At 50.3% G+C, this 26,080-nt stretch carries 30 protein-coding genes; 13 read left to right on the forward strand and 17 right to left on the reverse strand.

The genetic code is table 11. From position 1 onward, the window contains the following. Positions 1-89 precede the first annotated feature (89 nt). The 3 genes from NDA01_RS03085 to NDA01_RS03095 are packed head-to-tail and all read left to right on the forward strand — an operon-like array spanning position 90 to position 1,127. Complete coding sequence (locus NDA01_RS03085; protein ID WP_190563180.1) at positions 90-362, forward strand: BrnT family toxin; 273 nt, start codon at positions 90-92, stop codon at positions 360-362. Then, a complete protein-coding gene (locus tag NDA01_RS03090; protein ID WP_431193308.1) occupies positions 280-567 on the forward strand; it encodes a hypothetical protein in 288 nt (95 codons plus the stop codon). Before NDA01_RS03085 ends, NDA01_RS03090 begins: the two co-directional genes overlap by 83 nt. Before the next feature lie 53 nt (positions 568-620). Further along, positions 621-1,127: a GNAT family N-acetyltransferase gene (locus NDA01_RS03095; protein ID WP_348226821.1), complete on the forward strand. Its 507-nt coding sequence runs from the start codon at positions 621-623 to the stop codon at positions 1,125-1,127. Between the two features lie 15 nt (positions 1,128-1,142). Here the strand turns inward: NDA01_RS03095 and NDA01_RS03100 are convergent, their stop codons facing one another. Then, positions 1,143-2,405, reverse strand: a complete 1,263-nt coding sequence (locus NDA01_RS03100; RefSeq protein WP_348226822.1) for an FGGY-family carbohydrate kinase — start codon at positions 2,403-2,405, stop codon at positions 1,143-1,145. A 107-nt stretch (positions 2,406-2,512) separates the two neighbouring features. Here NDA01_RS03100 and NDA01_RS03105 point away from each other — a divergent pair, with 107 nt between their 5' ends. Then, a complete protein-coding gene (locus tag NDA01_RS03105; protein ID WP_348226823.1) occupies positions 2,513-2,857 on the forward strand; it encodes a hypothetical protein in 345 nt (114 codons plus the stop codon). Between the two features lie 49 nt (positions 2,858-2,906). Here NDA01_RS03105 and NDA01_RS03110 read toward each other — a convergent pair whose 3' ends face one another. Continuing rightward, positions 2,907-3,500, reverse strand: coding sequence for a class I SAM-dependent methyltransferase (locus NDA01_RS03110; protein WP_348226824.1), 594 nt, complete (start codon positions 3,498-3,500; stop codon positions 2,907-2,909). Positions 3,501-3,781: 281 nt separating this feature from the next. On the opposite strand from NDA01_RS03110, the gene NDA01_RS03115 reads away from it, so the two are divergent. Together NDA01_RS03115 and uvsE are read left to right on the forward strand one after the other, a co-directional pair. After that, entirely contained in the window at positions 3,782-4,069 is a 288-nt protein-coding gene (locus tag NDA01_RS03115) for a hypothetical protein (protein WP_190433531.1), read from the forward strand. Positions 4,070-4,133: 64 nt separating this feature from the next. After that, entirely contained in the window at positions 4,134-5,063 is a 930-nt protein-coding gene (uvsE, locus tag NDA01_RS03120) for a UV DNA damage repair endonuclease UvsE (RefSeq protein WP_348226825.1), read from the forward strand. 74 nt (positions 5,064-5,137) lie between these two features. On the opposite strand, the gene NDA01_RS03125 is transcribed toward uvsE, so the two are convergent. The 3 genes from NDA01_RS03125 to NDA01_RS03135 form a co-directional block, all read right to left on the reverse strand. After that, positions 5,138-6,535: an amidohydrolase family protein gene (locus NDA01_RS03125; protein WP_348226826.1), complete on the reverse strand. Its 1,398-nt coding sequence runs from the start codon at positions 6,533-6,535 to the stop codon at positions 5,138-5,140. A 129-nt stretch (positions 6,536-6,664) separates the two neighbouring features. Next, positions 6,665-6,991, reverse strand: a complete 327-nt coding sequence (locus NDA01_RS03130; protein WP_206755558.1) for an Mpo1-like protein — start codon at positions 6,989-6,991, stop codon at positions 6,665-6,667. Between the two features lie 162 nt (positions 6,992-7,153). After that, on the reverse strand, positions 7,154-7,657 hold the full coding sequence (locus NDA01_RS03135) for a sterol desaturase family protein (RefSeq protein ID WP_190433528.1): 504 nt from the start codon (positions 7,655-7,657) through the stop codon (positions 7,154-7,156). Between the two features lie 268 nt (positions 7,658-7,925). On the opposite strand from NDA01_RS03135, the gene NDA01_RS03140 reads away from it, so the two are divergent. Both NDA01_RS03140 and NDA01_RS03145 read left to right on the forward strand, forming a co-directional pair. Continuing rightward, complete coding sequence (locus NDA01_RS03140) at positions 7,926-9,608, forward strand: GH3 auxin-responsive promoter family protein (RefSeq protein WP_348226827.1); 1,683 nt, start codon at positions 7,926-7,928, stop codon at positions 9,606-9,608. A 219-nt stretch (positions 9,609-9,827) separates the two neighbouring features. Then, on the forward strand, positions 9,828-10,202 hold the full coding sequence (locus NDA01_RS03145) for a hypothetical protein (RefSeq protein ID WP_348226828.1): 375 nt from the start codon (positions 9,828-9,830) through the stop codon (positions 10,200-10,202). Positions 10,203-10,221: 19 nt separating this feature from the next. On the opposite strand, the gene NDA01_RS03150 is transcribed toward NDA01_RS03145, so the two are convergent. The 3 genes from NDA01_RS03150 to purS all read right to left on the reverse strand — a co-directional run bounded on the left by NDA01_RS03150 (position 10,222) and on the right by purS (position 12,050). Next, positions 10,222-10,902: a TVP38/TMEM64 family protein gene (locus NDA01_RS03150; protein ID WP_348226829.1), complete on the reverse strand. Its 681-nt coding sequence runs from the start codon at positions 10,900-10,902 to the stop codon at positions 10,222-10,224. Positions 10,903-11,070: 168 nt separating this feature from the next. Next, on the reverse strand, positions 11,071-11,769 hold the full coding sequence (gene purQ / locus NDA01_RS03155) for a phosphoribosylformylglycinamidine synthase subunit PurQ (RefSeq protein ID WP_348226830.1): 699 nt from the start codon (positions 11,767-11,769) through the stop codon (positions 11,071-11,073). Next, positions 11,766-12,050 (reverse strand): phosphoribosylformylglycinamidine synthase subunit PurS, encoded by a 285-nt coding sequence (gene purS / locus NDA01_RS03160; RefSeq protein WP_190433521.1) that lies wholly within the window; start codon positions 12,048-12,050, stop codon positions 11,766-11,768. Before purS ends, purQ begins: the two co-directional genes overlap by 4 nt. A gap of 158 nt (positions 12,051-12,208) precedes the next feature. On the opposite strand from purS, the gene NDA01_RS03165 reads away from it, so the two are divergent. Next, the gene (locus tag NDA01_RS03165) at positions 12,209-12,616 is read left to right on the forward strand and encodes a Fur family transcriptional regulator (protein ID WP_348226831.1); all 408 of its coding nucleotides are present in this window, start codon (positions 12,209-12,211) and stop codon (positions 12,614-12,616) included. A gap of 60 nt (positions 12,617-12,676) precedes the next feature. Here the strand turns inward: NDA01_RS03165 and NDA01_RS03170 are convergent, their stop codons facing one another. Together NDA01_RS03170 and NDA01_RS03175 are read right to left on the reverse strand one after the other, a co-directional pair. After that, the gene (locus NDA01_RS03170) at positions 12,677-13,681 is read right to left on the reverse strand and encodes an SPFH domain-containing protein (RefSeq protein ID WP_348226832.1); all 1,005 of its coding nucleotides are present in this window, start codon (positions 13,679-13,681) and stop codon (positions 12,677-12,679) included. Positions 13,682-13,734: 53 nt separating this feature from the next. Further along, positions 13,735-14,166: an NfeD family protein gene (locus NDA01_RS03175; RefSeq protein WP_348226833.1), complete on the reverse strand. Its 432-nt coding sequence runs from the start codon at positions 14,164-14,166 to the stop codon at positions 13,735-13,737. Positions 14,167-14,504: 338 nt separating this feature from the next. Here NDA01_RS03175 and NDA01_RS03180 point away from each other — a divergent pair, with 338 nt between their 5' ends. After that, positions 14,505-16,502 carry a PP2C family protein-serine/threonine phosphatase gene (locus tag NDA01_RS03180; protein ID WP_348226834.1) on the forward strand — a complete coding sequence of 666 codons (1,998 nt, stop codon included), beginning with the start codon at positions 14,505-14,507 and terminating at the stop codon, positions 16,500-16,502. Positions 16,503-16,606: 104 nt separating this feature from the next. Beyond that, a complete protein-coding gene (locus NDA01_RS03185; RefSeq protein ID WP_190433512.1) occupies positions 16,607-16,831 on the forward strand; it encodes a ferredoxin-thioredoxin reductase variable chain in 225 nt (74 codons plus the stop codon). A gap of 252 nt (positions 16,832-17,083) precedes the next feature. On the opposite strand, the gene NDA01_RS03190 is transcribed toward NDA01_RS03185, so the two are convergent. Next, positions 17,084-17,308, reverse strand: a complete 225-nt coding sequence (locus NDA01_RS03190) for a hypothetical protein (protein WP_190433510.1) — start codon at positions 17,306-17,308, stop codon at positions 17,084-17,086. A gap of 313 nt (positions 17,309-17,621) precedes the next feature. On the opposite strand from NDA01_RS03190, the gene NDA01_RS03195 reads away from it, so the two are divergent. After that, positions 17,622-18,644 carry a CHAD domain-containing protein gene (locus NDA01_RS03195; RefSeq protein ID WP_348226835.1) on the forward strand — a complete coding sequence of 341 codons (1,023 nt, stop codon included), beginning with the start codon at positions 17,622-17,624 and terminating at the stop codon, positions 18,642-18,644. Positions 18,645-18,656: 12 nt separating this feature from the next. Here the strand turns inward: NDA01_RS03195 and NDA01_RS03200 are convergent, their stop codons facing one another. The 6 genes from NDA01_RS03200 to NDA01_RS03225 form a co-directional block, all read right to left on the reverse strand. Further along, positions 18,657-19,448, reverse strand: coding sequence for a YdcF family protein (locus tag NDA01_RS03200; RefSeq protein WP_348226836.1), 792 nt, complete (start codon positions 19,446-19,448; stop codon positions 18,657-18,659). 84 nt (positions 19,449-19,532) lie between these two features. Beyond that, positions 19,533-20,648 carry an AI-2E family transporter gene (locus NDA01_RS03205; RefSeq protein ID WP_348226837.1) on the reverse strand — a complete coding sequence of 372 codons (1,116 nt, stop codon included), beginning with the start codon at positions 20,646-20,648 and terminating at the stop codon, positions 19,533-19,535. A 10-nt stretch (positions 20,649-20,658) separates the two neighbouring features. After that, entirely contained in the window at positions 20,659-20,985 is a 327-nt protein-coding gene (locus tag NDA01_RS03210) for a hypothetical protein (RefSeq protein ID WP_190433502.1), read from the reverse strand. Positions 20,986-21,003: 18 nt separating this feature from the next. Next, on the reverse strand, positions 21,004-22,545 hold the full coding sequence (locus tag NDA01_RS03215; protein WP_190554921.1) for a bifunctional aminoglycoside phosphotransferase/ATP-binding protein: 1,542 nt from the start codon (positions 22,543-22,545) through the stop codon (positions 21,004-21,006). A gap of 122 nt (positions 22,546-22,667) precedes the next feature. Next, positions 22,668-23,282 carry a 50S ribosomal protein L25/general stress protein Ctc gene (locus NDA01_RS03220; RefSeq protein ID WP_190554920.1) on the reverse strand — a complete coding sequence of 205 codons (615 nt, stop codon included), beginning with the start codon at positions 23,280-23,282 and terminating at the stop codon, positions 22,668-22,670. Positions 23,283-23,400: 118 nt separating this feature from the next. After that, a complete protein-coding gene (locus tag NDA01_RS03225) occupies positions 23,401-24,741 on the reverse strand; it encodes an adenylosuccinate synthase (protein WP_190433497.1) in 1,341 nt (446 codons plus the stop codon). A gap of 277 nt (positions 24,742-25,018) precedes the next feature. Here NDA01_RS03225 and NDA01_RS03230 point away from each other — a divergent pair, with 277 nt between their 5' ends. Further along, entirely contained in the window at positions 25,019-26,071 is a 1,053-nt protein-coding gene (locus NDA01_RS03230) for an adenosine deaminase (protein WP_190563143.1), read from the forward strand. Positions 26,072-26,080 lie beyond the last annotated feature (9 nt).

A 26,080-nucleotide genomic window follows, 5' to 3' on the forward strand; every position in this document is an offset into this window, starting at 1 on the left:
GCAGTTTCGGTTGAAGCGCTAATCTTGGTGGGCGATTGCTCAGTGCTTAGCTCCTAAGCTATTAAGGTAAAAAAGTATAAACTTCTAGCATGGAGTTTGAATGGGATTCCAACAAGGCTGCTAGCAATGTTCAGAAGCACGGCGTTGAATTTCAGGAGGCAGCTACAGTGTTTGGTGATGTACTATCTGCCACTTTTCCCGATCCTGATCATTCAATCAGAGAAAATCGCTACGTCACTATCGGGCTATCCAGGTATGGCCGTCTACTAGTGGTTTCTCATGCTGACCGCAATGACCGTACCCGAATCATTAGTGCCCGCGAAGCAACGCGACAAGAGCGGAGATTTTATGCAGAAGGATGAAAATGAGCTAGAAGATGAGCTTCGCCCAGAGTACGACTTCTCCAAAATGGCAGGTGGGGTGCGAGGTAAGTATGCGGCACCCTATAAGGCGGGGACAAATCTTGTGTTGCTTGATGCCGATGTGGCTAAAGCCTTTCCAACGGCTGAAGCTGTCAACGAAGCATTGCGATTATTGATGCAAATTGCTGAACGTCAACGTGCCTAGCTTCTTTTGCTGAATGGCGTTTATATAAGCAGGGCGATCGCACTCAGATCAATATGCATTATTTGGTTCAACCTCTAACCATCGTGGATGAACCGTTTCTGTGGGAAATGCTGTTTGAGGCAGCCCACCTAAGAGACGAGGGCGAAACCAGCATTCAAGCCGCGATGCATCATCCCCTCCTAGCTCGTTACGTTGAAGGTTGGGGCCGAGAAGGAGATCTAGGATTTGTGGCGATCGCCTCCGGTACCAACCAGAAAGTTGGAGCAGTCTGGGTCAGGCTTTGGACAGGGGCAGAAAAAGGCTTCGCTTATGTAGCAGATGACGTGCCAGAGTTAGCGATCGCCGTACTACCGGACTATTGCAACCAAGGCATTGGCACTCAGCTCATCGCTCACTTACTGAAAACGGCAAAACCGATTTACCCGGCGATTTCTCTCAGTGTCAGAGATAGTAATCCTGCCCTACGGTTGTATGAAAGGATGGGGTTTCGAGCGATCGCGGGGAGTGAAGTTCGCAATCGCACTGGCGGCATTTCCTTCACGATGAAAATAGCGCTATAAACGTAGACTTGCTACTTACAAAATCTGGTTGCAATTCCGCAGTGCCAGCAAAGCTGTACCGTAGGCTGCTTCTGTTTGCGCAGAGCGAACCACAGAGGTTTTTAGTTGACGCTCGCGAATTTTAGTCCATGCTGAGTTGTTTGCCCCTCCTCCAGCTGTGTAGACCTGTTTGAGCGGCGTGGCTCCTAACTTCTGCAACAGCTCATAGCCCTGAGCTTCAATGCGGGCCATACTCTCTAGCAAACCGTGGAGAAATTCCACTGGGTCTTCCGGGCGTGGTTCTAATTGGGGAGCTAGGGCAGCATCATTGATCGGAAAGCGTTCGCCAGGGTGCTGCAATGGGTAGTAATGCAACGAGCTTTCCTGTTCAGTGGGAATTTTTTCGCTAAGCGTTTCTAGTTGCTCAGAACTAAAGAATTTTTGCAACACTGCTCCACCCGTGTTGGAAGCGCCACCCACAAGCCACCATTCGCCCAAACGATGGCTGTAGATACCGAATTGAGTGTCATCGATCCGAGTTTGGCTCAAAAGCTTGAGGACCAAAGTGGAACCGAGCGACGTGACGGCTTCACCGGGAATTTGGGCTCCACTTGCGAGGAATGCGGCAATGCTGTCTGTGGTGCCAGCACAGACGAGGCAATCGGGGCGCAAGCTAAATTGGGTAGCGATCGCCGCCTTAATCGGGCCAATAGGCGTACCAGGAGCCACGACCTGGGGTAGCAAGGGTGACATGGGCAAACTCTCTAACCAAGCTGGGTAGCATAGCTGCTCGGCGTCATAGCCCAGCTTGAGGCTGTTGTGATAGTCGCTGATCCCTAACTTGCCGTGGAGCAGAAAACTCAACCAGTCGGCTTGGTGTAAGAAATAGCGCACTTGGGCAAACTGCGGTTGCTGAGTCCACCACAACAACTTAGCCAAACTAGAAGTGGCACTGATGACACTGTGATTCGCAGGGGCAATCGCCTGCAACATCTCCAAAACTGCTGCTCCACGAGCATCGTTATAGAGAATCGGTTCATCAATGGGTCGTCCGGCGCTGTTGCAGATCAGCACAGTCGAAGAGGTGCCATCGATCGCGATCGCTCGGATAGATTGGCGCAGCTCTAGAGGAATTTTCTCGATCAGGGCAAATAAAGCTGTTTGCCAACTAGTGACCCAATCCTTTGAAGCCGTGGCGACATAGGGATAACTGGCTTGCGCCTGCACGGTTCCCTCGGCGTCAATTGCGATCGCGCGTGCGCCTGAAGTGCCAAAATCTAGGCCAAGGTAAAGGTTCATTGGGTTAAAAAGGTATTAAATCTATCTACTGACGTTAGACGTTTGGTTTTATACTCACTACAATTCATTTTTAATAAGAAACGGCAAAAACTCTTTAGGAGTTTCACATGAAATACACATTTGAAGTCCTAGGTGTCTCACCCATTTTACATTTCTTCAATCATCAACAAGAAATTATACAAAAGCTGCCAGAACCTGGTGTGGAATATGTTGGTTCCTACCGTTGCACCCTTGATTCTTTTATTCAATCCATCGAGACCGTACCTCCCCAACGCGGTTGGGATTTAGATCAAGTGGTAGAAACTGTCGTTAATTTTTGGATGAATAATTCTGAAAAGATTCAACTCTGGAAACGCCGCTTAGAAGATGCTGGCAATGAGAACTTAATTGTGGCTAGGATTGCAGATCTCAAAGCTTTAAGAACCACGTTCGAATCTCTAATTAGGGATTAAAACAACAGGCTATTTTTATCTATTCCTAATAGATTGCCAGTCGGCAATCTTAGGGTTTAGTGAAAACTGTCAGCATTACAGGACCTAGTAGATAATAATGACCTTGGCAAGTTAGCCCTGTCTGTTGTCCTAGCTGTTCGCGGGCTTGCTGGCTATAAAGCCGAATTTCTCCTGGCGAGATCAGTAGAACTTGGGTATCTGACCAAGGCTGCCACGTCAGGTCAACTAAGTAGAAGCAACCCGCTGGTTTTAAGACTCGGCTGACTTCAGCAAAAACTTGCTCTGGCTGACGGTAGTGCAAAAAGCTAAGTGTGTTAAACACGGCATCAAACTGTGCCTCGCCAAAAGGTAGCTGCTCGGCATCGCCTTGAACATAGGTGAGCCGAGACGGCAGAGGATGGCGTTTTTGGGCTTGCCCCAGCATTTCGGGAGAGAGATCCAATCCTGTCCCTTGTAAGCTGGGAAATTGCTCTGCTAAACGATAAAGTAATCGCCCAGTACCGCAACCCAGATCTAGTACCTGAGCGCGATCGCCTAGCTGAATAAATTCCAGCAAGCGCTGATGAATGGCTTGGTAAAACACGGAAGGAAAGAGCCAGTCATAACTGGGTGCCCAGCGATCGAACAGTTGTTTCTTGTCCAAAGATTTTTCGTTCCCAAAAATAAAGAGACATGGTTTCAGAACAGCGAGCAAAGCCTTCCTTTATTCTCGCGATCGCTGGCAGAAGGTGTGGGGATCAGAACCCTACTCAAGGTATAGGTAGCCAAGGTGGAGGTCCTTCCCGCCGAAGGAATCTCTCTGAAGGTGAACTGAGGTAACTTGGTAGGCGTTGAATGAGCTAAGACTTCGCCGCATTGGATGCATGAGGTGTCAAGGCAAATCTTACTCAGCCAGCTTGAATTTTTACATACGGGGATATGACCATGAGTGAAGAACAAGAATATAGAAGCGGTAATCCTGAAGACGCTGAACCTGGCAAAGGTGCAGGAGGGGATCAGTTTGGCGTACAGATGGCGCAAAATCCAGCTGTGAACCCAGCTGATGAAGAAATTCCCTCCAACGTAGATGTGGCCCGCAATATCAAGAACTTGGATGCTGCGGTGGAGCAGGAAGAAAATACTGACCTGAAGACAACTGATGGTTATGTGATCGATGAGTCTGGTCGGATCGACAACTTTGCGATTGAACCTCCTATGTACGTGCAAGAATAAACTCCGTTTAGCAGCGCCTCCAGAGCCGAATTTAAAGCAGCCGAATCCAGAGAAGCCGAACCCGATGAGCCAACAGTTGACAGACACCGCACTTCCAAAATTGGGGTTGGTCTGCATTACCTCTACCAATCAAGTGCGCTATCGTGCTTTGACCCGGAAGCGGTTATTACAGCTAGAACTCAGTGAACAGGAACGAGTTTTGCGAGCGCTGTATGCCGACAATCTACAGCGCCTCAACCTCGCAATCGATTTCTGTCTAGAACAAGGGATTCGGCTCTATCGGCTAACTTCAGCTTTATTTCCGTTTGCCGATGAGCCAATTGGTGAAGGGATTTTGTTGGAGTTTCAAGCCACGCTCCAAGCCACGGGCGATCGCGCCCAAGCGGCAGGCATTCGCCTCGTCATCCATCCCGATCAGTTTGTGGTGCTTAGCTCTGATAAACCAGAGGTGATCGAGAATAGCATCAAAATCCTACGGACTCAGGCGCAAATCTTTGACTTGCTCGGTTTGCCGCGATCGCCTTGGGCGATGATGGAAATCCACGGCGGCAAAGGCGATCGCGCGGAACGGTTGATTCGGGTGATTCGCGATCTACCCGATGGGATTCGTTGTCGTTTGGCTTTAGAAAATGACGAGTATGCTTACAGCGCGGCAGAAATCTTAGCGGTCTGCCAGGCGGCTGAAGTGCCAATGGTGTTTGATGCGCACCATCATGTCATTCACGAAAAACTGGAAAGCTACGAGCACCCTAGTGTAGCGGAGATGGTGTTAGCTGCTCGTGGCACTTGGCCCTTTCCAGAATGGCAGCTAGTGCATATTTCTAATGGTTGTGATGCTTTTGGTGACCCCCACCACAGCGATCTGATTACAGTCATGCCCAGTTCTTACCGGGAAGTGCCTTGGATTGAGGTGGAAGCAAAATTAAAAGAGCAGGCGATCGCGAAACTCCGGGAAGAATGGTTAGCTCCCGCGATCGCCTCAATGTCAGCCTAATCAACCAAGTCTCAATTTTTGCTCAACCCCTCTCCACACCAAAGAGGGGTTGATCGATCAGGAGCTAAGTTAGCTTATTGAGCTGTGACGGTAGCTTCAGCTTTGACGTAATCAGGTAAAGAATTACGCAAGCGATCGCCGTAGAGTGCCAGCGCATTACCGCCTAACAATAATGCTAGATGCTCGCGATCGTACTCAGTGGCTGTGGCTGCATCTTTAACGCAATCCTTGAGGACGCCATCCCAGTGGCCGTAGTCACCAGAGAAGCAAGGAATGTGCTTGCCTGCTTCACCCATTGCCTGAGGCATGTAGGAGGGGCCTGGGTCATCCGACTCATAGGACGCAAAGATCTGACCACGTTTGAAGTAGTCCATCGGATCGCGGTGGCGCAGATCGTAGTGCTCATACAGGCTAGCGTCATCGATCTTGGCAGGGTCATGCTCAGCACTCCACAGCAAGTCGAACAGATTTTTCGCCTGGTTGAGCAAGTTAACGTTTTGCACACCCCGCTCTTGGATCATCAGTTTGGTGAAGTCCATGAGGGAGGGGCGATATGGGTTTTTAGGATCGAAGTCACGAATCCGCTTCTCCCAGTGCTCATGGAAAGCATGGGCGAGGTCAGGAATCCAGCCGCAACCTCCTTCGAGGAAACCAACGCGTAGGGTGGGGAATTGCTCAAATGCCCCATCGAAGACCATGCGCGCCATTGCCATTTGCTGCTGGTTGCGCTGCACGAAGATGTGGCTCAGGACAAAGGTTTCCATGTGGTCAGCAATACCGCCCACCATGTAGGAACCAGGGCCACCGTGGATGCCCAAAGCAATATCCAACTCCACCGCAGTTTGTAGGAGGGGGCGGAAGTCTGGATGGCTGATGTTCTTGCAGGTGCGGATTTCGGGGAAGGCATCCGGCGCTTTGGGATGAGGAATGGGCAGGTTGGGAGCCACCGCTATACCGACCATGCCGAGTTCATTGATGCAGCGCTTCATCTCCGCGATCGCAGCGTCTACATCTTGAAGTGGCAGAACCCCGATGGGCTTGAGGCGGTTGTCATAACCACGGCAGTCATCTGCCATGTAGGTGTTGTAAGCGCGGCAGAGGGCGATCGCAAAATCTTTATCTAAAATGCTGGAAAAAATCAGATTGAGCGTGCCGTAGATAACTTGGACATCCACACCTTCGCGGTCCATATGCTCAATGCGGACCCGGTTGAACATGGCACCGAGAGTCGTCTCAGGATGCAGGTTGCGGAAGCCACCTTTGCCTAAGCCTTGGGGCTGGGGGAACATCCGCACATAATCGTTTTTGCCAGTTGCAGGATTAAAGTCAATCAGCTTCGCGCGCTGATCACCCAAACTGTCAATCACCAGACCAATGCGATCGCGATACTGTGGCTCTATATAATCCCGCAGCAGTAGCGGATTTTCTAGCTTGTGGGCATCCGCATCGATTACCAGTAAACCTTGATACATGAACGCTCCTCAGTGGATAGCCTGTAAAGTGGAGACAAACCAGCCAGCAAGCCTGGAAACATTTGCCGACGTTGGCTCCAACAAACTTTGAATCAAAGAAATTATTGAGTTTGTGTACAAGTGTAAACGCTAAGCCGTCTTGCGCTGTAAGTAAGCCAGAATTTGGCGCAGACCAAACCAATTCTCGAAGGACCAAGTGAAGGAACTGAGAATAGTGATGCCAGGGTACTTGACGAAAGCAGGCTGATTTTTCTCAAAGACAGCATGGCCGCCTAGGGCAAACACTTGGGTGAATACTAGGCAAACTAAGGTCAGCCGCCAATCGTAAAATAGCAAGATTACCGCTGCGATCGCCAAAATATTGGTGAGATGGTGCAGAGCCTGGTTAATGGGGTTTTGATGACTGGCAACAAAGTGGGCTTTCGATTCTTGCAACAACTGTCGAAATTCGCTCAAGGTGGAATCCTCACAGACTAAGAATTCATGCCAGGGATCGGAAACTATTGTTTAAGCAATAAGCAACTGTTTAAGCAACATAGCACTAGGCTTCTGGCTTAGGCGAGGGCGATCGCCAGTTTTTGGCAAAAATCACCCAGTTGGGCTGCTTCTAAGCTAGCGCTACCACCACCGGAGTTGCAGATAACTCCGTTCTGGTTGGTTCAGTTCTTGCTCGCTCAGCCACTCCACAGGCTTGTAGGTGCCAAAAATATGGTCCCACCAATCTACAGCTAAGCCGAAGTTGTGGTCCCACATGCCGTATTTATGATGTACGTAATGCACAGGCATCTTCATCCAGAAGCACTTAGTAGGGTTTTCGTGCTGGAGTTGATGGGCATAAGCTGAGAACGCCGCATAGGCGATCCCACCTAGCAGCCACCCGCTACCCGCAGGAATCGAGACAAAAAACATCAAGCCCAGCACAATAAACGTGCCTCTGACGTAGTCACGGAATTCCCACAAAACGCCTTGGCCTTCATTACGCCGATGGTGGTCGCGATGGCGCTCGCCCACCCGAGGGGACGCATGCATTAAGCGGTGCATCCAGTACTCCACCAAGCTGGCCAGAATAAAGGCGATGATGAAACAGGCAATGCCGATGGCGATCGGCTCTAAGGTCAGCATGAACTCTCCTTCCTCACACGGTGCCCGCAAAGAACCAATAACGACTATTTTGACATCCTCTTCGTGGCTCAGGAGCTACCCAAGGAGGTTTGTGCCACTGATTTCTAGAGAGCAAGGATCTAGCGAGGCGATCGCTCAGCCTAGAATTAAGAGCTTTTTCGCGGCTTGAGAACCATTTGGCGCTGCTGGTGTCTATTTGAACTCCGGTGGTAAATCAGCTTTAATCGAAATCCAATGCATCGTGCGGATGAGCGTGAGGGGAAGGGGAATGTCGATCTTGTTACCGATTCTGGCGACTGTGAGTCGTCAAGTGAAAAATAGCTTTGTCAAAAAAACTCGGCGCACTTTAGCGGTGCAAGAGCAGTTCCTGAAGGAGTTGCTGGTTGCCTATCAAGACACCGCCTTGGGGCGAGAGTATGGTTTGCGCGACATCAAAACCATTGACCAATTTCGCGATCGCGTCCCAGTTTTACCCTACAGCAGCTATGAGCCTTATACCGAGCGCATTGCTCAAGGTGAGCAAAACGTCTTAACCCCCGATCCGGTGGTCTATCTCAACCTCACCAGCGGTTCGACGGGGCAAAAGAAACTGATTCCCGTCACCAAGCGATTTCAAAACTCTCTCCGGCAGGCGAATCTCACCAGCATTGGTTTTTTGAGTGACGCCTTACGCGATCGCGGCTCCCAGTTTGGCAAACTGCTTGCTACCAACTCGGTACAGCTTTTGGGTCGCACTCCGGGCGGTATTGAGTATGGGCCTGCCAGCGTTGGCGTGCTGCGGATGGGCAAATTTCTCTACGAACAACTCTTTGCTCATCCCTACGAAACGTTGCTGCCCGACGACAGCTTGACGCGGCACTATCTCTGCCTGCTGTTTGCGCTGTGCCAGCCTGAGATGCGAGGTTTAGGGGCTAACTTTCCCATGCTGGTGTTGCGGATCTGCAATTATTTGGAGCAATACGCTGAGGAGTTAATACACGATTTAGACCAGGGCACGATCGCGCCTTGGTTGAAATTAGCGCCGGACGTGCGCACGAAACTAGAGCGACAATGGTCAGCCAATCCAAGCCGAGCGGCCCAACTCCGTGAGGTCTGGAAGTCGGAAGGGCGGCTGATCCCAAGGCTCGTTTGGCCGCAGCTTTCCTATGTGGCAACTGCGCGGGGCGGCACTTCAGATTTCTACTTTGAGCGCTTTCCGCAGTACTTTGGCGACACCCCAGGTTATGGCGCGGTCTATGCCTCTGCCGAAGGCACGTTTAGCATCTATCCGGAACTGGGCCAAGACGGCAGCATTCTGGCGATCGAGAGTGGGTTTTTTGAATTTATCCCGGAAGATCAATGGGAGGCTGAACAGCCCCAAACCCTACTAGCGCCGGAAGTTCGAGTGGGCGATCGCTACCGCATCTTGATGACCAACTACAGCGGTTTCTATCGCTACGACATTGGTGATGTGGTCGAAGTGACGGGCTTTTATGAGCAATCGCCATTGATTGTTTTCCGCCATCGTCGAGGGGGTCTGCTCTCCTCGACCACCGAAAAAACCACCGAATTCCATGTGACTCAAGTGATGCAATCGCTGCAACAAGAGTTTGGCCTGCCCCTAGAAGATTTTTGTGTCACTTTAGCTGAAGATGTGATTCCAGCCCACTATCTAGTAAACATTGAGCTGCTGCCTGGTCAAGCACTCGATAATCCGTCAGCTTTCCTACATCGGTTCGACCAAAAGCTGAAGGAAATTCACACTTCCTACGAAGTCAAGCGGCGAGATGTTGTGCCCGCACCACGACTTCGCATTCTGGCTCCAGGCAGCTTTGCGATCGTCCGCCAACGGCAGCTTAAGAAAGGTGTGCCAGATTCTCAGCTCAAGTTTCCTCACATCAGCGAAGACCGCAGTTTCTTGGCAGGGTTAACCGTGGCCCAGGAAATCCGACTGCCAGAAGTAGCGAATTGAGAATCTTACTAGTGAGAGCTGGTGTCCCAGAGAGCAGTTGCCAAACCGCCAGCAGCCACCAAAGCTGTAGAGTTATTAAAGATCCGGAATGGGTACTCTCAAAGGGTGAAATGATTAGTCATATCCCCCTTTAAGCTGTGGCTAGAGCTTATAGCAGGCACTAACGTAAGGGGCGATCGCTTAAATCGATAGCATCTAGACTCTCACTGTTCATTCTTCATGCTTGACGCTTTCCACTCTCTATCTGAATTCTCTCGGACTCACTGCATCGCCATTTGTGCGTTTTTGGTGCCAGCTAACTTACTCGCCACCATGCTGACTCTGGGACTCACGGCTTTGCGTCGTCCAACGGTGCAAATTCAACGAGCCGTGGGTTTAGCCAGTTGCTTCGCCCTAGTAATGGTGCTACATGTCTTAACCTGGTTGGCCGTTGGTATCGTGATGCCTCCCACCTATATTCTGTTTTGGTTGGCTAGCACTTGCCTATTGATTAACATCTGGGCGATCGCGTATCCTGCCAGCCTTAATCGCATTCTGGATGTGCTGCTCGCTTGGTTCAAGCGGAAACAGCCAGAACTTCACCAACCTGAATAGCTACCTCTGCCACAGGCTTCTAGGCAGCATCTTCAGCTTGGGCCAAGGCTCGCTTGGCGACTCGTGTCGTGTAAATCGCAGTGGCTACTGTGGCCAACAGTCCACTAAGTTGCAGCAACAGACTTTGCGGCGAACCCTCTCGACCCATCATCCTGAAGCCAAAAGAGCCGAGGTAAACGTAGAAGGCGATTACGGGCAACATCCCGATCCAAGTAAAGATGAAATAGTCTCTAAATTTGACCTTGGTACAACTGAAGCCGTAGTTAAGCACACTCGAAGGCAGCACTGGCGACAGGCGAGTCAGTAAGATAATTTTCCAACCCTTACGGGCGATCGCTTTGTCAATCTCGAGAAACTTGGGATTTTTAGCGAGCCATTTCTTTATCTGTTTGCGAGCAATGGTTTTACCCACGACATAACAAGCCGTCGCCCCCAAAATATCTGCGATTGAGGCGTAAAGTACTCCTTTACTAAACCCGAACAAAGTACCAGAACCGAGCATCAGCAAGGCATTAGGTAACCCCGCTAGGGTCATGAGGACATAAACAGCAATAAACATCGGAATAGACCACGGTCCTAAAGTCCGCAGCCAGCTCCTCAAATTGATAAACCAGCCCTTAAGAAAGAGCACGCTAATTAAAGTAATTACAGCGATCGTAGCCACGAATAACCAAAACCTTTTACGCCGCAACAATCGCATAATCGTATCCAGAGACCTCTGTGATTTGAAAGCCTTAGGATACGAGACCCTGACCATCGCTCGCATCTCACTACGGGTATGGAACTTAGTAAGTGGTTACCACTACTTGTTGCCCGCCCAGGCTACCAAGACAGTCGAGCGATCGCGCCAGCAATTTGATTGAGTCGGTTAAGCGATCGCAGCAACGGCAGACAACAAGCCATGAAACAATTTCATGCCATCGGTGTTACCTAAGATGGGTTCAGCGGCTCGCTCTGGGTGGGGCATCATGCCTAAAACGTTGCCCCGATGATTACAAATGCCAGCGATGTTGTTGAGGGAGCCGTTGGGGTTGCTGCCATTTTCAGCCTCTCCTGCCGCTGTGCAGTAACGGAACAGCACCTGACCATTGGCTTCAAGCTCAGCCAAGGTGTCGGGGTCAGCGTAATAACTACCTTCACCGTGGGCGATCGGTAGGGTAATCACTTCTCCGGCCTGATATTCCTGCGTCCAAGGCAAATCATTTCGCTCCACCTTAACGGGGACGCGATCGCAGACAAAGTGTAAGTCACGGTTACGGACCAAAGCTCCAGGCAGTAGTCCTGCTTCCGTCAACACCTGAAAGCCATTGCAAATGCCCAGAACTAGCTTGCCCTGCTCAGCATGCTTGATCGTAGCTTGCATGATAGGAGAGAAACGAGCGATCGCCCCGCAGCGGAGGTAATCGCCGTAGCTAAAACCACCGGGAACTACTACCACATCTAAATCGGAAATGTCGCTTTCCTCATGCCAAACCATGCGCGTTGGCTGCTGAAGTAAGCCTTCGGTAACGGTGGCAACGTCGCGATCGCAATTCGAGCCAGGAAATACAACAACGCCAAACTTCATGCGGTTACCCCTGAGTTGAGGGTGGCTGATTCGGTGAGTTCGAAGCGATAGTTCTCAATCACCGGGTTCGCTAAAAGTTGATCGCACACTCGATCCAACTGCTGTCGAGCTGCGGTTTCATCTGCTGCCGTCAGGGTCAGTTCCACATATTTGCCGATTCGGACTTGCTCCACATTGTCGTAGCCCATGTGTTGCAATCCAGATTGCACTGCCGTCCCAGCTGGATCTAGTACGGAGGGACGGAGAGTAACATAGATTCGAGCCTGATACTTTCGAGTCACAGCAGCGCCTTAACTAAAAGAGTGAATAGACGGTTTGTACACCACAGCCTTCCTATTCTAAGGCTGCGATTTCCCATTTGTGCAGTCTATATGGTTTAGCTTGAAGGAAAGGACAAACTGCGTCCCTACCCAACATAACGCTTGAGAATTGTTTGTATATGAAAGCTCAACGCACCCGCAGTCAGGAGCGTATTTTAGCCCTATTGAAGACCCTGAATCGAGCCGTTTCTGCCCAAGATCTCTACGTGGAATTGCGGAGTCAAAGTCAGAGCATGGGGCTTGCTACGGTCTATCGATCCCTAGACGCTTTGAAATTAGAGGGTGTGGTACAGGTACGCACGTTAGCCAGTGGTGAATCGTTGTATAGCTGTTTGCAGCAAGATAAGCACCACCTCACTTGCTTACAATGTGGTGCCTCAATTCCCATTCATGAATGTCCGGTACACGAGCTAGAGACGCAGCTCCAACAATCACATCAGTTCAAGATCTACTACCATACCCTGGAGTTTTTTGGCCTCTGCGATCCCTGCCAAGCGGCTCAAAGTGCTAGCGGGGTGGTTAGTTAGCTTCTCAAGTAGTGCTCTAAGCAGTGTTTTAGCCAGCGATCGCAGAGGTGCTACTTGAGGTTATGAAAGCCCTAGATTAGCAGCAGGATCCAGCTTGGAGTTGTGGTTGTTAGCATGAGTGCTGCCATCTCCCACGATCGATCGCATCCCTTCTAAGGTGGCAGGAATGCTGCGGGGGTCCATAAACATCACCTTGCTGCTGCCGCTGCTACCAATGGTGGTGCCCATTTCTAGATAGTGTTGCGCTAGTAAGAATTTCAGCGCTTCGTGAGCATCGGGGTCAGTTTTAAGGGTTTTGGCCACAATCTGAAGTGCTTCGGCAGTGGCTTGAGCCTTGAGCACTTGCTGTTGCCGCTCCGCTTGCGCTCTGAGGATAATGCTTTTTTGTTGAGCTTCCGCTTCCAAGATGACTGCTTTTTGCCTGGCTTCCGCATCCAACACTTGAGCTTCTGCCTTACCTCTAGCAGAGTTGACGGCTGATTCTCTTTCGCCTTCTGATGTCAGGATAGAGGCGCGTTTCCGTCGCTCTGCAGACATTTGCAATTCCATCGATTCCTGGACGGCTTTGGAAGGCACGATGTCTCGCAACTCTACCCGAGTGACCTTCACACCCCACGGGTCAGTAGCAATGTCTAGCTCCCGGAGCAGCAGTTCACTAATTTGCGATCGCGCTGTGAAGGTGTCATCGAGTTCTAGCTTGCCCATTTCGGCCCGAATCTGGGTCAGCACCATATTTACCATTGCTGACTTGAGGTTCTCCACCTTGTACCAGGCCCGCTCCATGTCGATAATGCGCCAGTAGACTACGGCGTCCACGGTGATGGATACGTTGTCACGGGTAATGCATTGTTGGGGAGGAATGTCTAAAACCTTTTCGCGGATGGTTTCTTTGAACACCACGCGATCCAAACCAGGAAAGACGAAATTTGGACCTGGTTTGAGTTTTTTGCCGTTGTAGCGTCCCAGGGTTTCAACGAGCGCTTCATTCCCTTGACTCAGAATTCTGACGCCGGAAAGCCCCACACCGCCTAGGGTGAGAACGAGCATTAAGATAAATTGGTTCATTTTGGATTCTCCTGAAGCTTGAAAAAGCAAATCAACCGAATGCAGATTCGGCTCTAGTGATGCAGTAAGTTTTCTGGCATGACCAGCAGAGTCGTGCCTTTACGACCGACTACACAGACTTTTTGCTGAGGCGCGATCGCTAGCGTTTCATCATCACACTGGGCCTGCCAGGAATTGCCTTCGTAGAGCACCCGACCCGTTTTTCCTGGCAAAATCTCGGTTAAAGTTTCTGCCTCTGTGGCATCTGCGATCGTTGAGGCCTTCTGCTTGGGTACCCAACGTTGCACCAAAACTACCAGCGCTACCGAAATGGCCATCCAGAGAATAATTTGCCAACTAAGCTGCGGCAAAACCAATGAAATCAGGGCGACGATAAACGCACTCACACCCATCATTGAGGCGACAAATGCCGTCGGCAACAATAGCTCTACTAAACAAAATCCGACTCCTGCCAGCAACCAAATCACTGTAGGACCGAAAGGCATACCCATATCCTGTGCAGCGCGATAAAGATAGATTCAATTCCACTGATCCCAATTCCAGCTTGGTTGCCGCGATCGCAAATGTCTGGTAGCCCCTAACCCTGCTATGATTGCTGTCTTGTAACTTCAACCTCGGATTCCGCCGCATTAATTGTGCTGCTTGGGGTTGAGTGGGGCGGGTCTCGCCTGCCCCACTCAACCCTGAAAATCTAATTTGGTGAAGTATTAGGCTTAGATAATGATGGGGTAGGCTGGTGGGATTAGTGTTGTCACAACCAATCTATCCCAACCTTTTAGGCCTCTAGCCCTTTGATCCACTTAGCTTTAGGGTGTGCGAACGCATGAGCAATTCTGAGCTAAAAATTTCTTGCCCTAACCTAGCCTGTGCTAATCCACAGAATTCGCTAGGCCAGAAGCTTTGTGCCCATTGTGAAACACCGCTCATCTATCGCTACCTCTGGGCCAGTGGCAGCAGCGCGACTCAGCGATCGCCACAGGAGTTGGTTCTAGGCAGATACTACGTTTTGACCCCACAGATTTGGCTAGACACCCAACCTGGATTGCTGCCGCACCTCCCTCCTGCCTGGCCAGATGAGTTGCTCGCTTATCTGCATCTCTATCCTCAACGGTTGCATGTGCCAGAGTTATACGGGTTCGCTTCTAGCCGAGAAGAAGCAACTCAGTGGGATATTGCACTGCTGGACAACGCTGCCATCGACTCAGACGGGAACTTACACCCTTCAATGGCCGAAGTCTGGCCGCAAACCACCTCCCTGCGCCAAGTCTATTGGCTGTGGCAATTGCTGCAACTGTGGCAACCGCTAGCTGAGCAAGGCGTGGCCTCCAGCTTAATGATTCCAGAGAACTTACGAGTAGAAGGCTGGCGCGTCCGTCTGCGCGAGTTGTATGCCGACCAACCTGAAGCAGATGCCCAACCGCGATCGCTCCTCAGCCGCAAGTTGCCTCAGCCTCCCACCCTAGAAGAATTTGGCGAATTTCTCTTTGCCTGGGCTTCCGAAGCTCAAGTGGTCGTGGCTCAACCGCTGCAAACCGTCTTGCACCCGTTACGCACGGCGGAAGCCTCACTTGCCAGTGTGGTCACGCAACTCAACCAGTTATTGCTAGAACAATCTTCTCAATTGCCGCTCCAGCTCAAGCTACTCGGCGAGTCGGATACAGGCAAGCAGCGATCGCTGAATGAAGATGCTTACTTCCCTACAGTGCCCGACTTGCGAGAAGGCCAAGCCCGTCCCAAAGAGAAATTAGTGCCCCACCTGGCGATCGTTTGTGATGGCATTGGTGGACACGAAGGCGGGGAAGTGGCGAGTCAGTTGGCAGTGCGATCGCTCAAACTCCAAATTCGCGCCTTCTTAACAGAGGTAGAAGAACAGGAAGAACTGCTGTCACCAGAGCTGATCATGGAACAGCTAGAAGCAGCCATTCGCGTTGTGAATAACTTGATTTGCGCTCAAAACGACACCCAAGGGCGAGAATCGCGACAGCGCATGGGCACAACCCTAGTCATGGCGCTTCAGTTGCCGCAGCGAGTCAAACTGACTACAGGTGCAACTGCCGACAATGCGCATGAGCTATACATCGCCAATGTCGGAGATAGCCGCGCTTACTGGATCACCCCTCACTACTGCCATCTGTTGACCTTGGACGATGACGTAGCCACCAGAGAAGTTCGGTTGGGCCGTAGTTTACATCGCGAAGCGCTACACAGACCTGATGCAGGCGGATTAACACAGGCCCTAGGCACTAGAGATGCCGAATTTCTTCGACCCACTGTGCAGCGCTTCATTGTCGAAGAGGATGGGTTGCTTTTGCTCTGCTCCGATGGCCTCAGTGACAACGGCTTGATTGAGCGAGCTTGGGTTGATTACGCCGAACCTGTGCTGCGAGGTAAATTGTCTTTATCAGCCGCAGTTCAAGCCTTGATCGATTTAGCCAACCAACACAACGGCTACGACAACACCTCTGTTGTATTGATGCACTGTCGAGTCTCCTCCGACTTCCAGCTCAACTGGTTTGATCCCAAACGAGCGACCAATGCAACGAGTGGTTGGCCCGCAGATATGTCCGAAGCCTCCAAAGCGTTGCTCTATGGCGAATCAGATGAAGCCGAAACCCCCGCCACTGCTGCTCCGGTCAGTACAGTAACTCGTAAACGCAACCGCTTTGTCGTCGTCCTTAGCTTATTAATCTTGTTAGCTGGTGGCGGTACCGCTGGTTTAATTGCTTGGTCACAACTCAACCCGCAAGGCTTCCAGCAATTGCGCCAACGTTTACCCAACCCCCTCAACCAAGCTTTACCCCCCGGTTCCCCGACTAATTGATAGGAAAGTGCCACTCTATGTGAAGATAAAAAGGTTGTCTGCAAGCGCTACCTACCGTTGAGCGCTGCATTGGTTCAGGTTGTTGAAGAGGAAACACGAGGATTATGAAAGTTGGCGATCGCGTTCGCGTCAAAGAATCCGTCATTGTGTACCATCATCCTGACCATCGCAATCAAGCATTTGATATCAAAGGTCAGGAAGGCGAAGTAGTAGCTGTCGTCAAGGAGTGGCAGGGCCGACCCGTCAGTGCCAACCTACCCATCCAAGTCAAATTTGACAAAAAATTCCGCGCTCACCTGCAAGAAGTAGAACTAGAAGTAACCGCATAGTTCTGTTCCCAGGAGAAAGCCTCCTACGCCAGCTCAAGCTCAGAGATAAAACTCATCACCTTGCTAACCCCTGATTGATTTCTCATTGCTAGAAACATCAGGGGTTTTTGCTTTTTACCTTCTCCAGCAAAAAATTTTACGAAAACCTTCTGGAGGGAGGCTGGGGACGCAACGCTCTCAGCCGGGGTTTGGGGGCAGGTGCCCTCAAGCTCTTGGTTCTAATAGGAGACTGGATACTAGCGGATACTGATACTAGCGATCGCGCCGACTAAACCAGCCAAAAATATTCACATCTCCCCGCATCTTCTCAAACTCGCGACGGTGAGCAGCAGCCGTTTGTTCGTACCATTCGTAATACTCCTCCAACGCCTCTCGATGTTGTGCTTCCCGATAAAACTCATGGGTGGCTTGATAGACCGCAAAGAATTCAGTGTCGGGTGGAGGAGCTGGGACGACCCAATGTAAAGGCTGAGACATCTAAATAACTAAACTCTAGAAGTTTTAATTTACTTTGAATAAATAATTTGTTAACTTTGTCTGAAATTTCTGATAGAGATAAAACCATACTTTTATAGTTTAACCACCCCAGCCCTAGACGACAGGCTCGCTGAGAAAAGCGCTCGTTTACCAAGCCCTCCTCCAATACGCATATTGGCAGACAAAGTTTCAAACTAACTATCTTAGGGCTGAGCAATTACTTGGCTGAAATTAACAAAATGGTAGTCAAAGGTTAACAAAAATTCGATAAGATTTTCCATTCTGATAATTCTTTGAGTTGTAACGAAGCGATATGAAAATCCAGACACCCGTCAGAGCAGCGACCTTGGGAGAATATGCTCATCAAGCCATTCAGCAGCACTTCAAAAAATCTGTAAAGCCCGAAGCAGCAGTACTGCAAGACTCAGAACCAGAGCATTTACATCAAATGCGAGTTGGCATGCGCCGTCTCCGGACTGCCCTACAAGTGTTTGGCCCTGCCTTAGATTTACCCAAGGCAGCTAATATTCCTCAAATTAGTAAAATCGCCAAGAAATTAGGAGCAGTACGAGATTTAGATGTTCTGCAACCAGAGTTAAAAAATCGTTACTATCCCTCACTTAAAAAAGCAGAGCAGAAAGAGTTAGATGCCGTTTTTAGAAAACTACAAAAGCAGCGGTCGCACCACTTCGCTGAACTAGAAAAAACCTTACATCGCGGCCACTACCAAAAGTTCAAGAAAGCCTTTTCCCGTTGGGTTAAGCACCCCGAGTATCAAGCGATCGCTGAGCAACCTATTCTCAAAGTGCTGCCTGATTTATTACTGCCGCTAATCAGTCAACTGCTGCTGCATCCCGGTTGGCTAGTCGGAGCGAATCTAGCTCAAAATCAATCCTCATCAAAGTTAGATACCAAAGTCATTCAAGCGTTATTGGCAGACCAAGAAACGCAACTGCATGACCTGCGTAAGCAGCTGAAGCGAGTACGCTATCAAACGGAATTCTTCACCGACTTCTATGATCCTGCTTATGCCGCTCAAGTCGAAGACTTTAAGAATATTCAGGAAGTGCTAGGTCAGATTCAAGATTATTCAGTGTTGAGCGAGTTTTTGAGTGCTGAGTTAGAGTCAGACTTAGCCACAGCGCTACCGAGTTTAGATGAGCAAATTCAACAACGAAAACTGCAACTGTGGCAAAGTTGGCAACCCATTCAACAGCGCTACCTCGCTCCTGAATTCCGCAATACGCTGCGGCTGCAAGTAATGTGTCCTGTAGTATCCGACCTCAGTTCTACTTCAGAGGTGGTCGTGACTGTAGGGACTAATGGGAGAGGGTAGTTAATTTGTCACCTACAGCCAACCGCGTAGCCGATAAATTGCTAATCCTAAATACTCCTTTAGGACGCGAGAAGATTGTTGTAGCCGATCAGCGTCAGGGATGAGATTGAGCAAGAGTGCTTCTGGGCTGCTCTGTAACTCTTGCATTTCTAGCTCAGTGACCAAGAAGTCAGTGGGTGCAGGAATTGCTTCAATGCCTTGGCGCTGGAAAATGAGTCGCGATCGCGGCATGTGCATGGCCGAAGTGACGAGCAAAACTCGCTTAATCTGGTGCGATTCTAGAATTTGCTTCACATTGACGGCATTCTCATAGGTGTTCAGCGATCGCGGGTCTTGCAGAATCGCTGACTCAGGCACGCCCCAACTCTTCACTAATGCCGCCATATCCGCTGATTCCGGAGATCCCCCACCCCGCCAGTTAATCCGCCCGCCACTCAGAATTAGAAGTGGCGCTTTCCCCTTGCGATACAGTTGCGCCCCATAGACCACGCGATCGCCTGCTTCACTCAAGTCCACGCCAGGTCTGGGTTTGGCAACAGACTTAGTCGCACCCCCTAGCACCACAATCGCATCTGCTTGAGGCAATTCTGTCGCTGGTAAATTTTGCCACTCCAGCGATCGCACTAACTGATTGGCAACCCAACCATTGCCTCCCAACAGCAGAAGGCTGAGGGCCAGAGCGATCGCACCAGCCGCAATTCGAGGCCGCTTCCAAAACGTCAACAAGGCCACCACCAACAGCAGGCAGCTCAGCCCTAACGGGTAGAGGAATAAAGGCAGCAATTTCGACAGAAACAAAAACATAGGCGATCGATTGAATTGATCAGGGGGAAGCCTTGGACAAGCGACCTTGCAACCCTCCAACGAACCTCTGCCGAATCTTTGTCCCTAAGAGCGAGGATCTGATTCTGAAGGAGTTAGCTGCATGGGATTGAAATTGGACGGCTCCAGTTCGCGGCCATTGTCTTCTGGAACAGGTTGGAAGCTAATATCTAAAAGACTTTTGATCGAACTGGCAATGGGGACAGCAATCAGGAGACCCAGTAAGCCGCCAACTTTCGTGCCAATGACCAAGACAGCAATCACCCAAATGGGGCTTAAACCTGTGAAGCTGCCGATTAATCTTGGGGCGATCGCTTGGTCAATTACTTGATCGACCACCACAGCCACTCCTAACGTTCTGGCACCCAACCAAAAATCGTGCGAAGCCACCAAGAGGCCCACCAGCACAAAACTTAGGACATCGCCAAAGGGAATCAAGGTCATAACGCCGATCCCAAGGCCGAACAGCAAGCCGAATTTCAGTCGCAGCGCTAAAAAAGCCAGAGTCATAGCAGTGCCGACGAGGGCCGCAAGCGTAACCTGACCGAGAAAATAGTTTTGAAAGTTTTGTTGGAGCGATCGCTGAATGGGCACCCCAAACCGACTCGGCAAGCGACGAAACAAACCGTTCCAAAGGCGATCGCCATCTAGCAATAAGTAAAACGTCAGCACAGCCGTCAGTAACACATCGGAGACGCTGTTGACGGTGTCTAAAGCTAAGGTAAGCAGTTCTTCGGCTAGGGCTTGTACTTCATCTGGGAAGCGATCGGTCAACTGAGTTGCCAAATGACTGAAGTCGATGGGCAAATTGCGAGTCTCTAGCCATTGGTTCAAGCGCTCCAGTTTAGTACTGCCTGAATTAATCCAACTCGGCAAAACTCTGATCACTTCGCTCAGTTGCTCTAGCACAATAGGAATTAGCGTCACCCCCACCCCAATCACCACGAGGAGCGCCACTGAGAACGTTAAGAAAACGGCTCGATTGCGTTTCATGCCGCGTTGATGCAAAAAACGCACGGGGTAGTTTAAGACGAAAGCTAACAAAACACCGAGACCAACTACGGTCACTAGGGGCTCAAAATACTCAAATACCTGAAGGGCAACCCAAGCATTAAGCACAATTAGCGGAAAAGGCAAGCCCCAGGCTAACCATGGCTGTACTTTATTGGGGGAGTTAGTCATGAGCTTGATTCTACCTTTTGCCAAACGGCCACTTTAATCTGGGGAGACGCCTGCGATGAGTGCCAGTGGCTCGTTGCCATTTTTCAGCGCGGGTCAGGACTCGTTCTGCTTTAGGCTGATTCGCTTGGTTGCCTGCGGCATCTGAAGTTGTCGCAGGTTGAGGATCAGCTTTAGCATTCCACCAATCTGTGATCAAGCTAGTGGCAAATCCTCCCATTGAGGCGAGAAGGACACTAAAGACGGCGGAGTAACCCAGGATGAAAAAGCAGAGCAGAAAGAATAAAGACCACTTCAGTCCTACTGCAAATCCGCCTGAAAACCTAGAAGACTTGGCCACCGTCTTTTTCTCCTATCCCTATGGGGATTGCAGAGCCTGCGTGAGCAAGGATGTTAAGTCCTTCGTGGTGTCCAGGGTGGTCACGAAAGCTTGCTCATCCGCCGTAAAGGGGTCCATCTGCTGTTGAGCGAGTAAATCTGCCGTGGCATCCGCGATGTCGTTGCTGCGTTGCTGCAAGCGATCGCGCAACACAGCTTCTGGAGCCGTGCAATAAAGAATTTGCAGCGGTAATTGATGAGCTTGAGCTTGAGCGATCGCCTCAGCTCGTAAAGCTTGGCGATCGTACTTAGCATCCAGAATCACCGGGAAGCCTTGAGCTGCTAGAGTCGTGCCGAGTTTGAGTAGGCGATCGTAGGTTTTCTGGGTCATCTCTGGCGTATAAAGATCAGCGCCACCCCGTTGCTGGAGGGGAATGCCGCCCAAATGCTTCCGCACCGCATCAGAGCGAATGTGAATACCACCAATTTCACCTGCCACTTGCCGCGCCGTAGTACTCTTGCCAGAGCCAGACAACCCAGACATCAAAATCAATCGCCCCTGCTGCGGTTGGGTATACTGCCAAGCTAAACGGTAATAGCGGGCGGCGGTTTCAGCAGCGGCTTGCTTCTCGGCTTCTGGGACTGCCGGATCACCCAGCAAGAACGAAGTGACTTTGGCCCGGACATAAGATTGCCGACTGAGATAGAAAGGTAGAACTTGCAACCCTTCCCAGTCTCCTGTTTGCTCTACATAAGCGTTTAAGAAAACATTGCTTAAATCGGAGCGATCGCGGGCATCAAGGTCCATGACGATGTAAGCGACATCGAACATGACATCAACAAAGCGAAACGGCTCGTTGAACTCAATGCAGTCGAACAGCAAAATCTTGTCTTGCCACAGGCAAATATTCCGCAAATGCACGTCCCCGTGACACTCACGAATCCAGCCGTTCTGAATACGACTGTCGAACAGAGTTTTCTGTTCTGCAAACAAGCGATCGGTGTAGCTGCGAGTTTCGTCGAGCTGCTGCTGAGTTTGCGGCCCGCCTACATAGCCTTGGGTTTGGTCGTAGTTTTCATCGATCGCCACTCGGATCTGGTCTACCTCACCAAAGCTGCGGATATAGTCGCTACTAGCTGCTTTAGCATGAAAACTTGCGAGTTCTTGGGCTAACTCTACCAAACGGGTTGCGGTTAACTCTCCGCGATCGAACAAGTTCGTGAATAGCGTTTCTTGGGGAAACTGCCGCATCTTGATCACGTACTCGACCGGAGCGCCGGAGCCACCTAGGGTATAGCGATCGCCACTCTGCGTCAAGGGCAGAATCTCGATATACAGCTCTGCCGCACCGCGTTGATTGAGGCGCAGTTCTTCTTCGCAGAAGTGATGGCGTTTTTCCAGCGTATCGAAATCTAAAAAGCCAAAGTTAACGGGTTTTTTGGCTTTATAAGCATAGTCACCCGTCAGCAGTACATAGGAAACGTGAGTCTGAATTAGCTGGATCGGCTCTACGACAGGATGGGGATAAAATCCTGGCTCCAGCATCTGTTGAATAAAAGGGGGAAGAGAAGTGTCTGTCATACTCTCTAATATCCAGTAAATTCAGCCCAAAACAACCTACCCAATCAAAAAGCTCCCACAAAAAAGCCAGGTGTAACCCTGGCTCTTATAACTCTGTTTGGCTTGAAACCTGTATTTCAGACTTATGTGGCGGCAGCTGATTCCGTAGTTGTTGCTTCGTCTTGCTCTGCTGCAGCAGTGCTTCTAGGTCCGATGACGATCATGACTACCTGGGCTGGATCTTCTAGTGCAACGGCACCATCAGGCAATTTTAGATCGCTGATATGTACCATATCGCCCACATGAAGCTCGGAAATATCCACTTCAATAAAGTCAGGAATACTTCCAGGAGGGCATTGGATCTGCACTTCCGTTAAAACTGTATCCAGAGAACCTTGCTCCAGCTTGACTCCTGGGGCTTCACCCGTGGGATGGATAGGTACCTGAACGTGAATGCTAGATTGCGACTCAATCGCAAAGAAGCTGAGGTGATAAATTGACGGCTTCCAAGCGTGAGTTTGAACTTCGCGGAGCAACGTCTTGCCACTCCACCCTAAGCTGGGAATGCTCAGCTGCACCAATGTATTGTTCAGAGTGGCTTTATCAACTAAGCTTTCCGCTACTTTAGCATCCAAGGTTAAGGAAATTGACTCTGCCCCTTTATGTCCATACAAAACAGCAGGAGTCTTGCCAGCACGTCGTAGCGCTCCCGGCTTAGTTCCAGACTCCCGTTTTTGACACTCCAGGTTCAGTAGCATAAAAAAACTGTGCTCCGCTATGGCCCTTTAGGCTAACGCAGAGCACAGTAACTTAAATCCTGCTAACGGCAGGTGTATAGGTGCCCATAAAGTGCAGTCATGCTAGAAAGCGTTTGTTCTAGACCTCAGCAGCAACAGCCGCACCGTTAGCGTAGAGCAAAGCTCGCTTCGGTCCGTGAATGGGGTCTTCCACAATGATGGTTTGGTCGCGACTTGCCCCTAGAGATACGATCGCGATCGGCACTTCCATCAACTCAGCCAAGAATTTCAGGTAATCTAAGGCTTGCTTCGGCAGATCTTCTAAAGAGCGGCAATCAGCCGTTGATTGCTTCCAACCAGGGAGGCTCTTGTAGATAGGTTTGCAGTGAGCAAAGCGACGAGCACTACTGGGGAAGTCTTCGCAGCGTTGACCTTCAATCTCGTAGGCGACGCAAACTTTGATTTCGTCTAGCTCGTCCAGCACGTCTAGCTTAGTGATAGCCAAGCAGTCTAAGCCGTTGATGCGAACGGCGTAGCGACCAATCACGGCATCAAACCAGCCACAACGCCGCTTCCGACCCGTGGTGGTACCAAATTCTGCACCGCGATCGCAGAGCAACTCACCCACTTCTCCATCGAGTTCAGTGGGAAAAGGGCCTTCACCGACGCGAGTTGTGTAAGCTTTCGCCACCCCAATCACGCGATCGATCATGGTAGGGCCAACCCCAGCGCCGACACAAGCGCCACCCGCCACCGGATTAGATGAGGTGACGTAAGGGTAGGTACCGTGGTCTAAATCTAGTAATGTCCCTTGGGCACCTTCAAACAAAATATTGCGACGGCGCTGAATCGCATCGTAAATCTTAAGCGAGCAATCGACGACATGAGGCCGCAACCGTTCAGCATATTCTAGATACTCAGCGATCACTGCTTCTGGATCGAGCGGTGGCAAGTTATACAGCTTTTCTAAAATGACGTTCTTGTAGTTGATCGCCCAATTGAGCTGCTTCCGGAGGGATTCTGCATTCATCAAATCCATCACCCGGATGCCCGTCCGCTCGGACTTGTCAGCATAGGTGGGACCAATTCCACGCCCCGTGGTGCCAATTTTGTGACTGCCGCGCCGCTCTTCCGATGCTTGATCAATCAAGCGATGGTAAGGCATCGTTACATGGGCAGTTTCGGAGATCAGCAGATTTTTAGTTGAAACATTCAACTTATCGAGCTGATCCAATTCCTCAATCAAGATTTTGGGATCAATAACTGTACCCGATCCAATAATGCATTCTGTGTCGGGATAAAGAATGCCAGAAGGGATCAGATGCAGCTTAAAAGTTTTGTCCTTGACCACCACGGTGTGCCCAGCATTGACACCCCCTTGGTAACGTACAACAACATCTGCTGATTTGCTGAGCAGGTCGGTAATCTTACCTTTTCCTTCGTCGCCCCACTGGGCCCCAATTACAACTACGTTAGCCAAGGGTTTTTCTAGTGCTAGACTTCACACAAATTACGATTATCGGCAACCAACGTAACAAGTGTCAACCTCAAGATAGAAGTTGAAAAATCTGTTGAGAGCCATTTTAGAAACCCTCCGGTCTTCCATAGATTTGTCTATAGTTGAAGAAGGATTTACACAATTTAATGGCAGCTGCTGACTGGGACCAGAAGGGCGCAGTTAGCTGACTTAATCTAACCGTGCTCTTTTTCCTAAGACAGGCAGGCGATTGTCAACTTATTTTTTGAATGAGGTTGCCGTGTCTTTATATGCTGAGCTACACCGTCACTTAGGCGGTTCAGTTGTCCCTCGGGTGCTCTGGCGCTACTTTCATCGCAGTCAGTCGGATTTAGCTCAACGCTTTCCAGAGTACCCAGAGTTTGAGGAATTCTACACTCGACCTCGTAAAACCCTAGATGAGTATCTAGAATTACATACGCTGGTAGAAAATGTCCAGAGTGCCAAGACATTGCCTTACTTTATCTACCGCTTGATTCGGGGCGCTTATATCTTTGAGAATCTTGCGTATTTAGAGTTGCGCTATACCCCTTATTTGCGAACACCCGACCATTTGCCCCAAACTGAGCGGATCGACCAGATGGCTCAAATTGTCGAGATTGTGGGGCAGGCTAGTCAGCTGAGTGAATACCCGATCGTGACGAGCCAGATCTTGTGCATGCACTCCCGCTTACCATATGCAGTAAACCGAGCCATCGTGGAGTTGGCGGCTCAAAATCGCACGTATGTTTGTGGCATTGATTTAGCTGGGGGTGATGCCTATTATGCGGAGCGGCTTGATGAGTTTACGGAGTTGTATGCCTACGCGCGATCGCTGGGACTCAACACTACTGGGCATGTGTACGAAACCACAGATGGCAGTTATCCAGAACTACTGCCTTATTTGATGCGGATTGGTCACGGGATTCAGATTCCGCTGCGATATCCAGAACTTTTGCCAGAGTTGGCTCAACAAAATCAATGCTTGGAAGTCTGTCCGACCACGTATCTCAAGACGGGCACTCTAGAAGACATTCGGCAACTCAAACTAGTGTTCGATCGCTGCTTTGAAGCAGGGGTAGATATCGCTATCTGCACAGATAACGCAGGGTTGCACAATGTTCGCTTGCCGTTCGAGTACGAGAATCTGTTGACCTACGATGTAATTGGCTTCAAAGAACTTCAAGCCTGCCAAGATGCAGCTTTCAAGCACGCCTTTGCTTGGCCGCATCGACAGCGTCCAGCTTCCATCTTGACTGAGGTGCTACGGGAAGACGAGAAGGTTTCTGAGCCTGCTCAAAGCGTCGTCAACTGAAAACTGCTA

Origin of the sequence: Trichocoleus desertorum AS-A10 (assembly GCF_039962155.1) — a bacterium.
In the GTDB taxonomy this organism is placed as follows: domain Bacteria; phylum Cyanobacteriota; class Cyanobacteriia; order FACHB-46; family FACHB-46; genus Trichocoleus.

Excerpts from the sequence above, each read along its gene's own strand:
- NDA01_RS03085 (WP_190563180.1), top strand. The coding sequence starts at position 90 with ATGGAGTTTGAATGGGATTCCAACAAGGCTGCTAGCAATGTTCAGAAG.
- NDA01_RS03090 (WP_431193308.1), top strand. The coding sequence starts at position 280 with ATGCTGACCGCAATGACCGTACCCGAATCATTAGTGCCCGCGAAGCAA.
- NDA01_RS03095 (WP_348226821.1), top strand. The coding sequence starts at position 621 with ATGCATTATTTGGTTCAACCTCTAACCATCGTGGATGAACCGTTTCTG.
- NDA01_RS03100 (WP_348226822.1), bottom strand. The coding sequence starts at position 2,405 with ATGAACCTTTACCTTGGCCTAGATTTTGGCACTTCAGGCGCACGCGCG.
- NDA01_RS03105 (WP_348226823.1), top strand. The coding sequence starts at position 2,513 with ATGAAATACACATTTGAAGTCCTAGGTGTCTCACCCATTTTACATTTC.
- NDA01_RS03115 (WP_190433531.1), top strand. The coding sequence starts at position 3,782 with ATGAGTGAAGAACAAGAATATAGAAGCGGTAATCCTGAAGACGCTGAA.
- uvsE (WP_348226825.1), top strand. The coding sequence starts at position 4,134 with ATGAGCCAACAGTTGACAGACACCGCACTTCCAAAATTGGGGTTGGTC.
- NDA01_RS03125 (WP_348226826.1), bottom strand. The coding sequence starts at position 6,535 with ATGTATCAAGGTTTACTGGTAATCGATGCGGATGCCCACAAGCTAGAA.
- NDA01_RS03135 (WP_190433528.1), bottom strand. The coding sequence starts at position 7,657 with ATGCTGACCTTAGAGCCGATCGCCATCGGCATTGCCTGTTTCATCATC.
- NDA01_RS03140 (WP_348226827.1), top strand. The coding sequence starts at position 7,926 with ATGTCGATCTTGTTACCGATTCTGGCGACTGTGAGTCGTCAAGTGAAA.
- NDA01_RS03145 (WP_348226828.1), top strand. The coding sequence starts at position 9,828 with ATGCTTGACGCTTTCCACTCTCTATCTGAATTCTCTCGGACTCACTGC.
- NDA01_RS03150 (WP_348226829.1), bottom strand. The coding sequence starts at position 10,902 with ATGCGATTGTTGCGGCGTAAAAGGTTTTGGTTATTCGTGGCTACGATC.
- purQ (WP_348226830.1), bottom strand. The coding sequence starts at position 11,769 with ATGAAGTTTGGCGTTGTTGTATTTCCTGGCTCGAATTGCGATCGCGAC.
- NDA01_RS03165 (WP_348226831.1), top strand. The coding sequence starts at position 12,209 with ATGAAAGCTCAACGCACCCGCAGTCAGGAGCGTATTTTAGCCCTATTG.
- NDA01_RS03170 (WP_348226832.1), bottom strand. The coding sequence starts at position 13,681 with ATGAACCAATTTATCTTAATGCTCGTTCTCACCCTAGGCGGTGTGGGG.
- NDA01_RS03175 (WP_348226833.1), bottom strand. The coding sequence starts at position 14,166 with ATGCCTTTCGGTCCTACAGTGATTTGGTTGCTGGCAGGAGTCGGATTT.
- NDA01_RS03180 (WP_348226834.1), top strand. The coding sequence starts at position 14,505 with ATGAGCAATTCTGAGCTAAAAATTTCTTGCCCTAACCTAGCCTGTGCT.
- NDA01_RS03185 (WP_190433512.1), top strand. The coding sequence starts at position 16,607 with ATGAAAGTTGGCGATCGCGTTCGCGTCAAAGAATCCGTCATTGTGTAC.
- NDA01_RS03190 (WP_190433510.1), bottom strand. The coding sequence starts at position 17,308 with ATGTCTCAGCCTTTACATTGGGTCGTCCCAGCTCCTCCACCCGACACT.
- NDA01_RS03195 (WP_348226835.1), top strand. The coding sequence starts at position 17,622 with ATGAAAATCCAGACACCCGTCAGAGCAGCGACCTTGGGAGAATATGCT.
- NDA01_RS03200 (WP_348226836.1), bottom strand. The coding sequence starts at position 19,448 with ATGTTTTTGTTTCTGTCGAAATTGCTGCCTTTATTCCTCTACCCGTTA.
- NDA01_RS03205 (WP_348226837.1), bottom strand. The coding sequence starts at position 20,648 with ATGACTAACTCCCCCAATAAAGTACAGCCATGGTTAGCCTGGGGCTTG.
- NDA01_RS03215 (WP_190554921.1), bottom strand. The coding sequence starts at position 22,545 with ATGACAGACACTTCTCTTCCCCCTTTTATTCAACAGATGCTGGAGCCA.
- NDA01_RS03220 (WP_190554920.1), bottom strand. The coding sequence starts at position 23,282 with ATGCTACTGAACCTGGAGTGTCAAAAACGGGAGTCTGGAACTAAGCCG.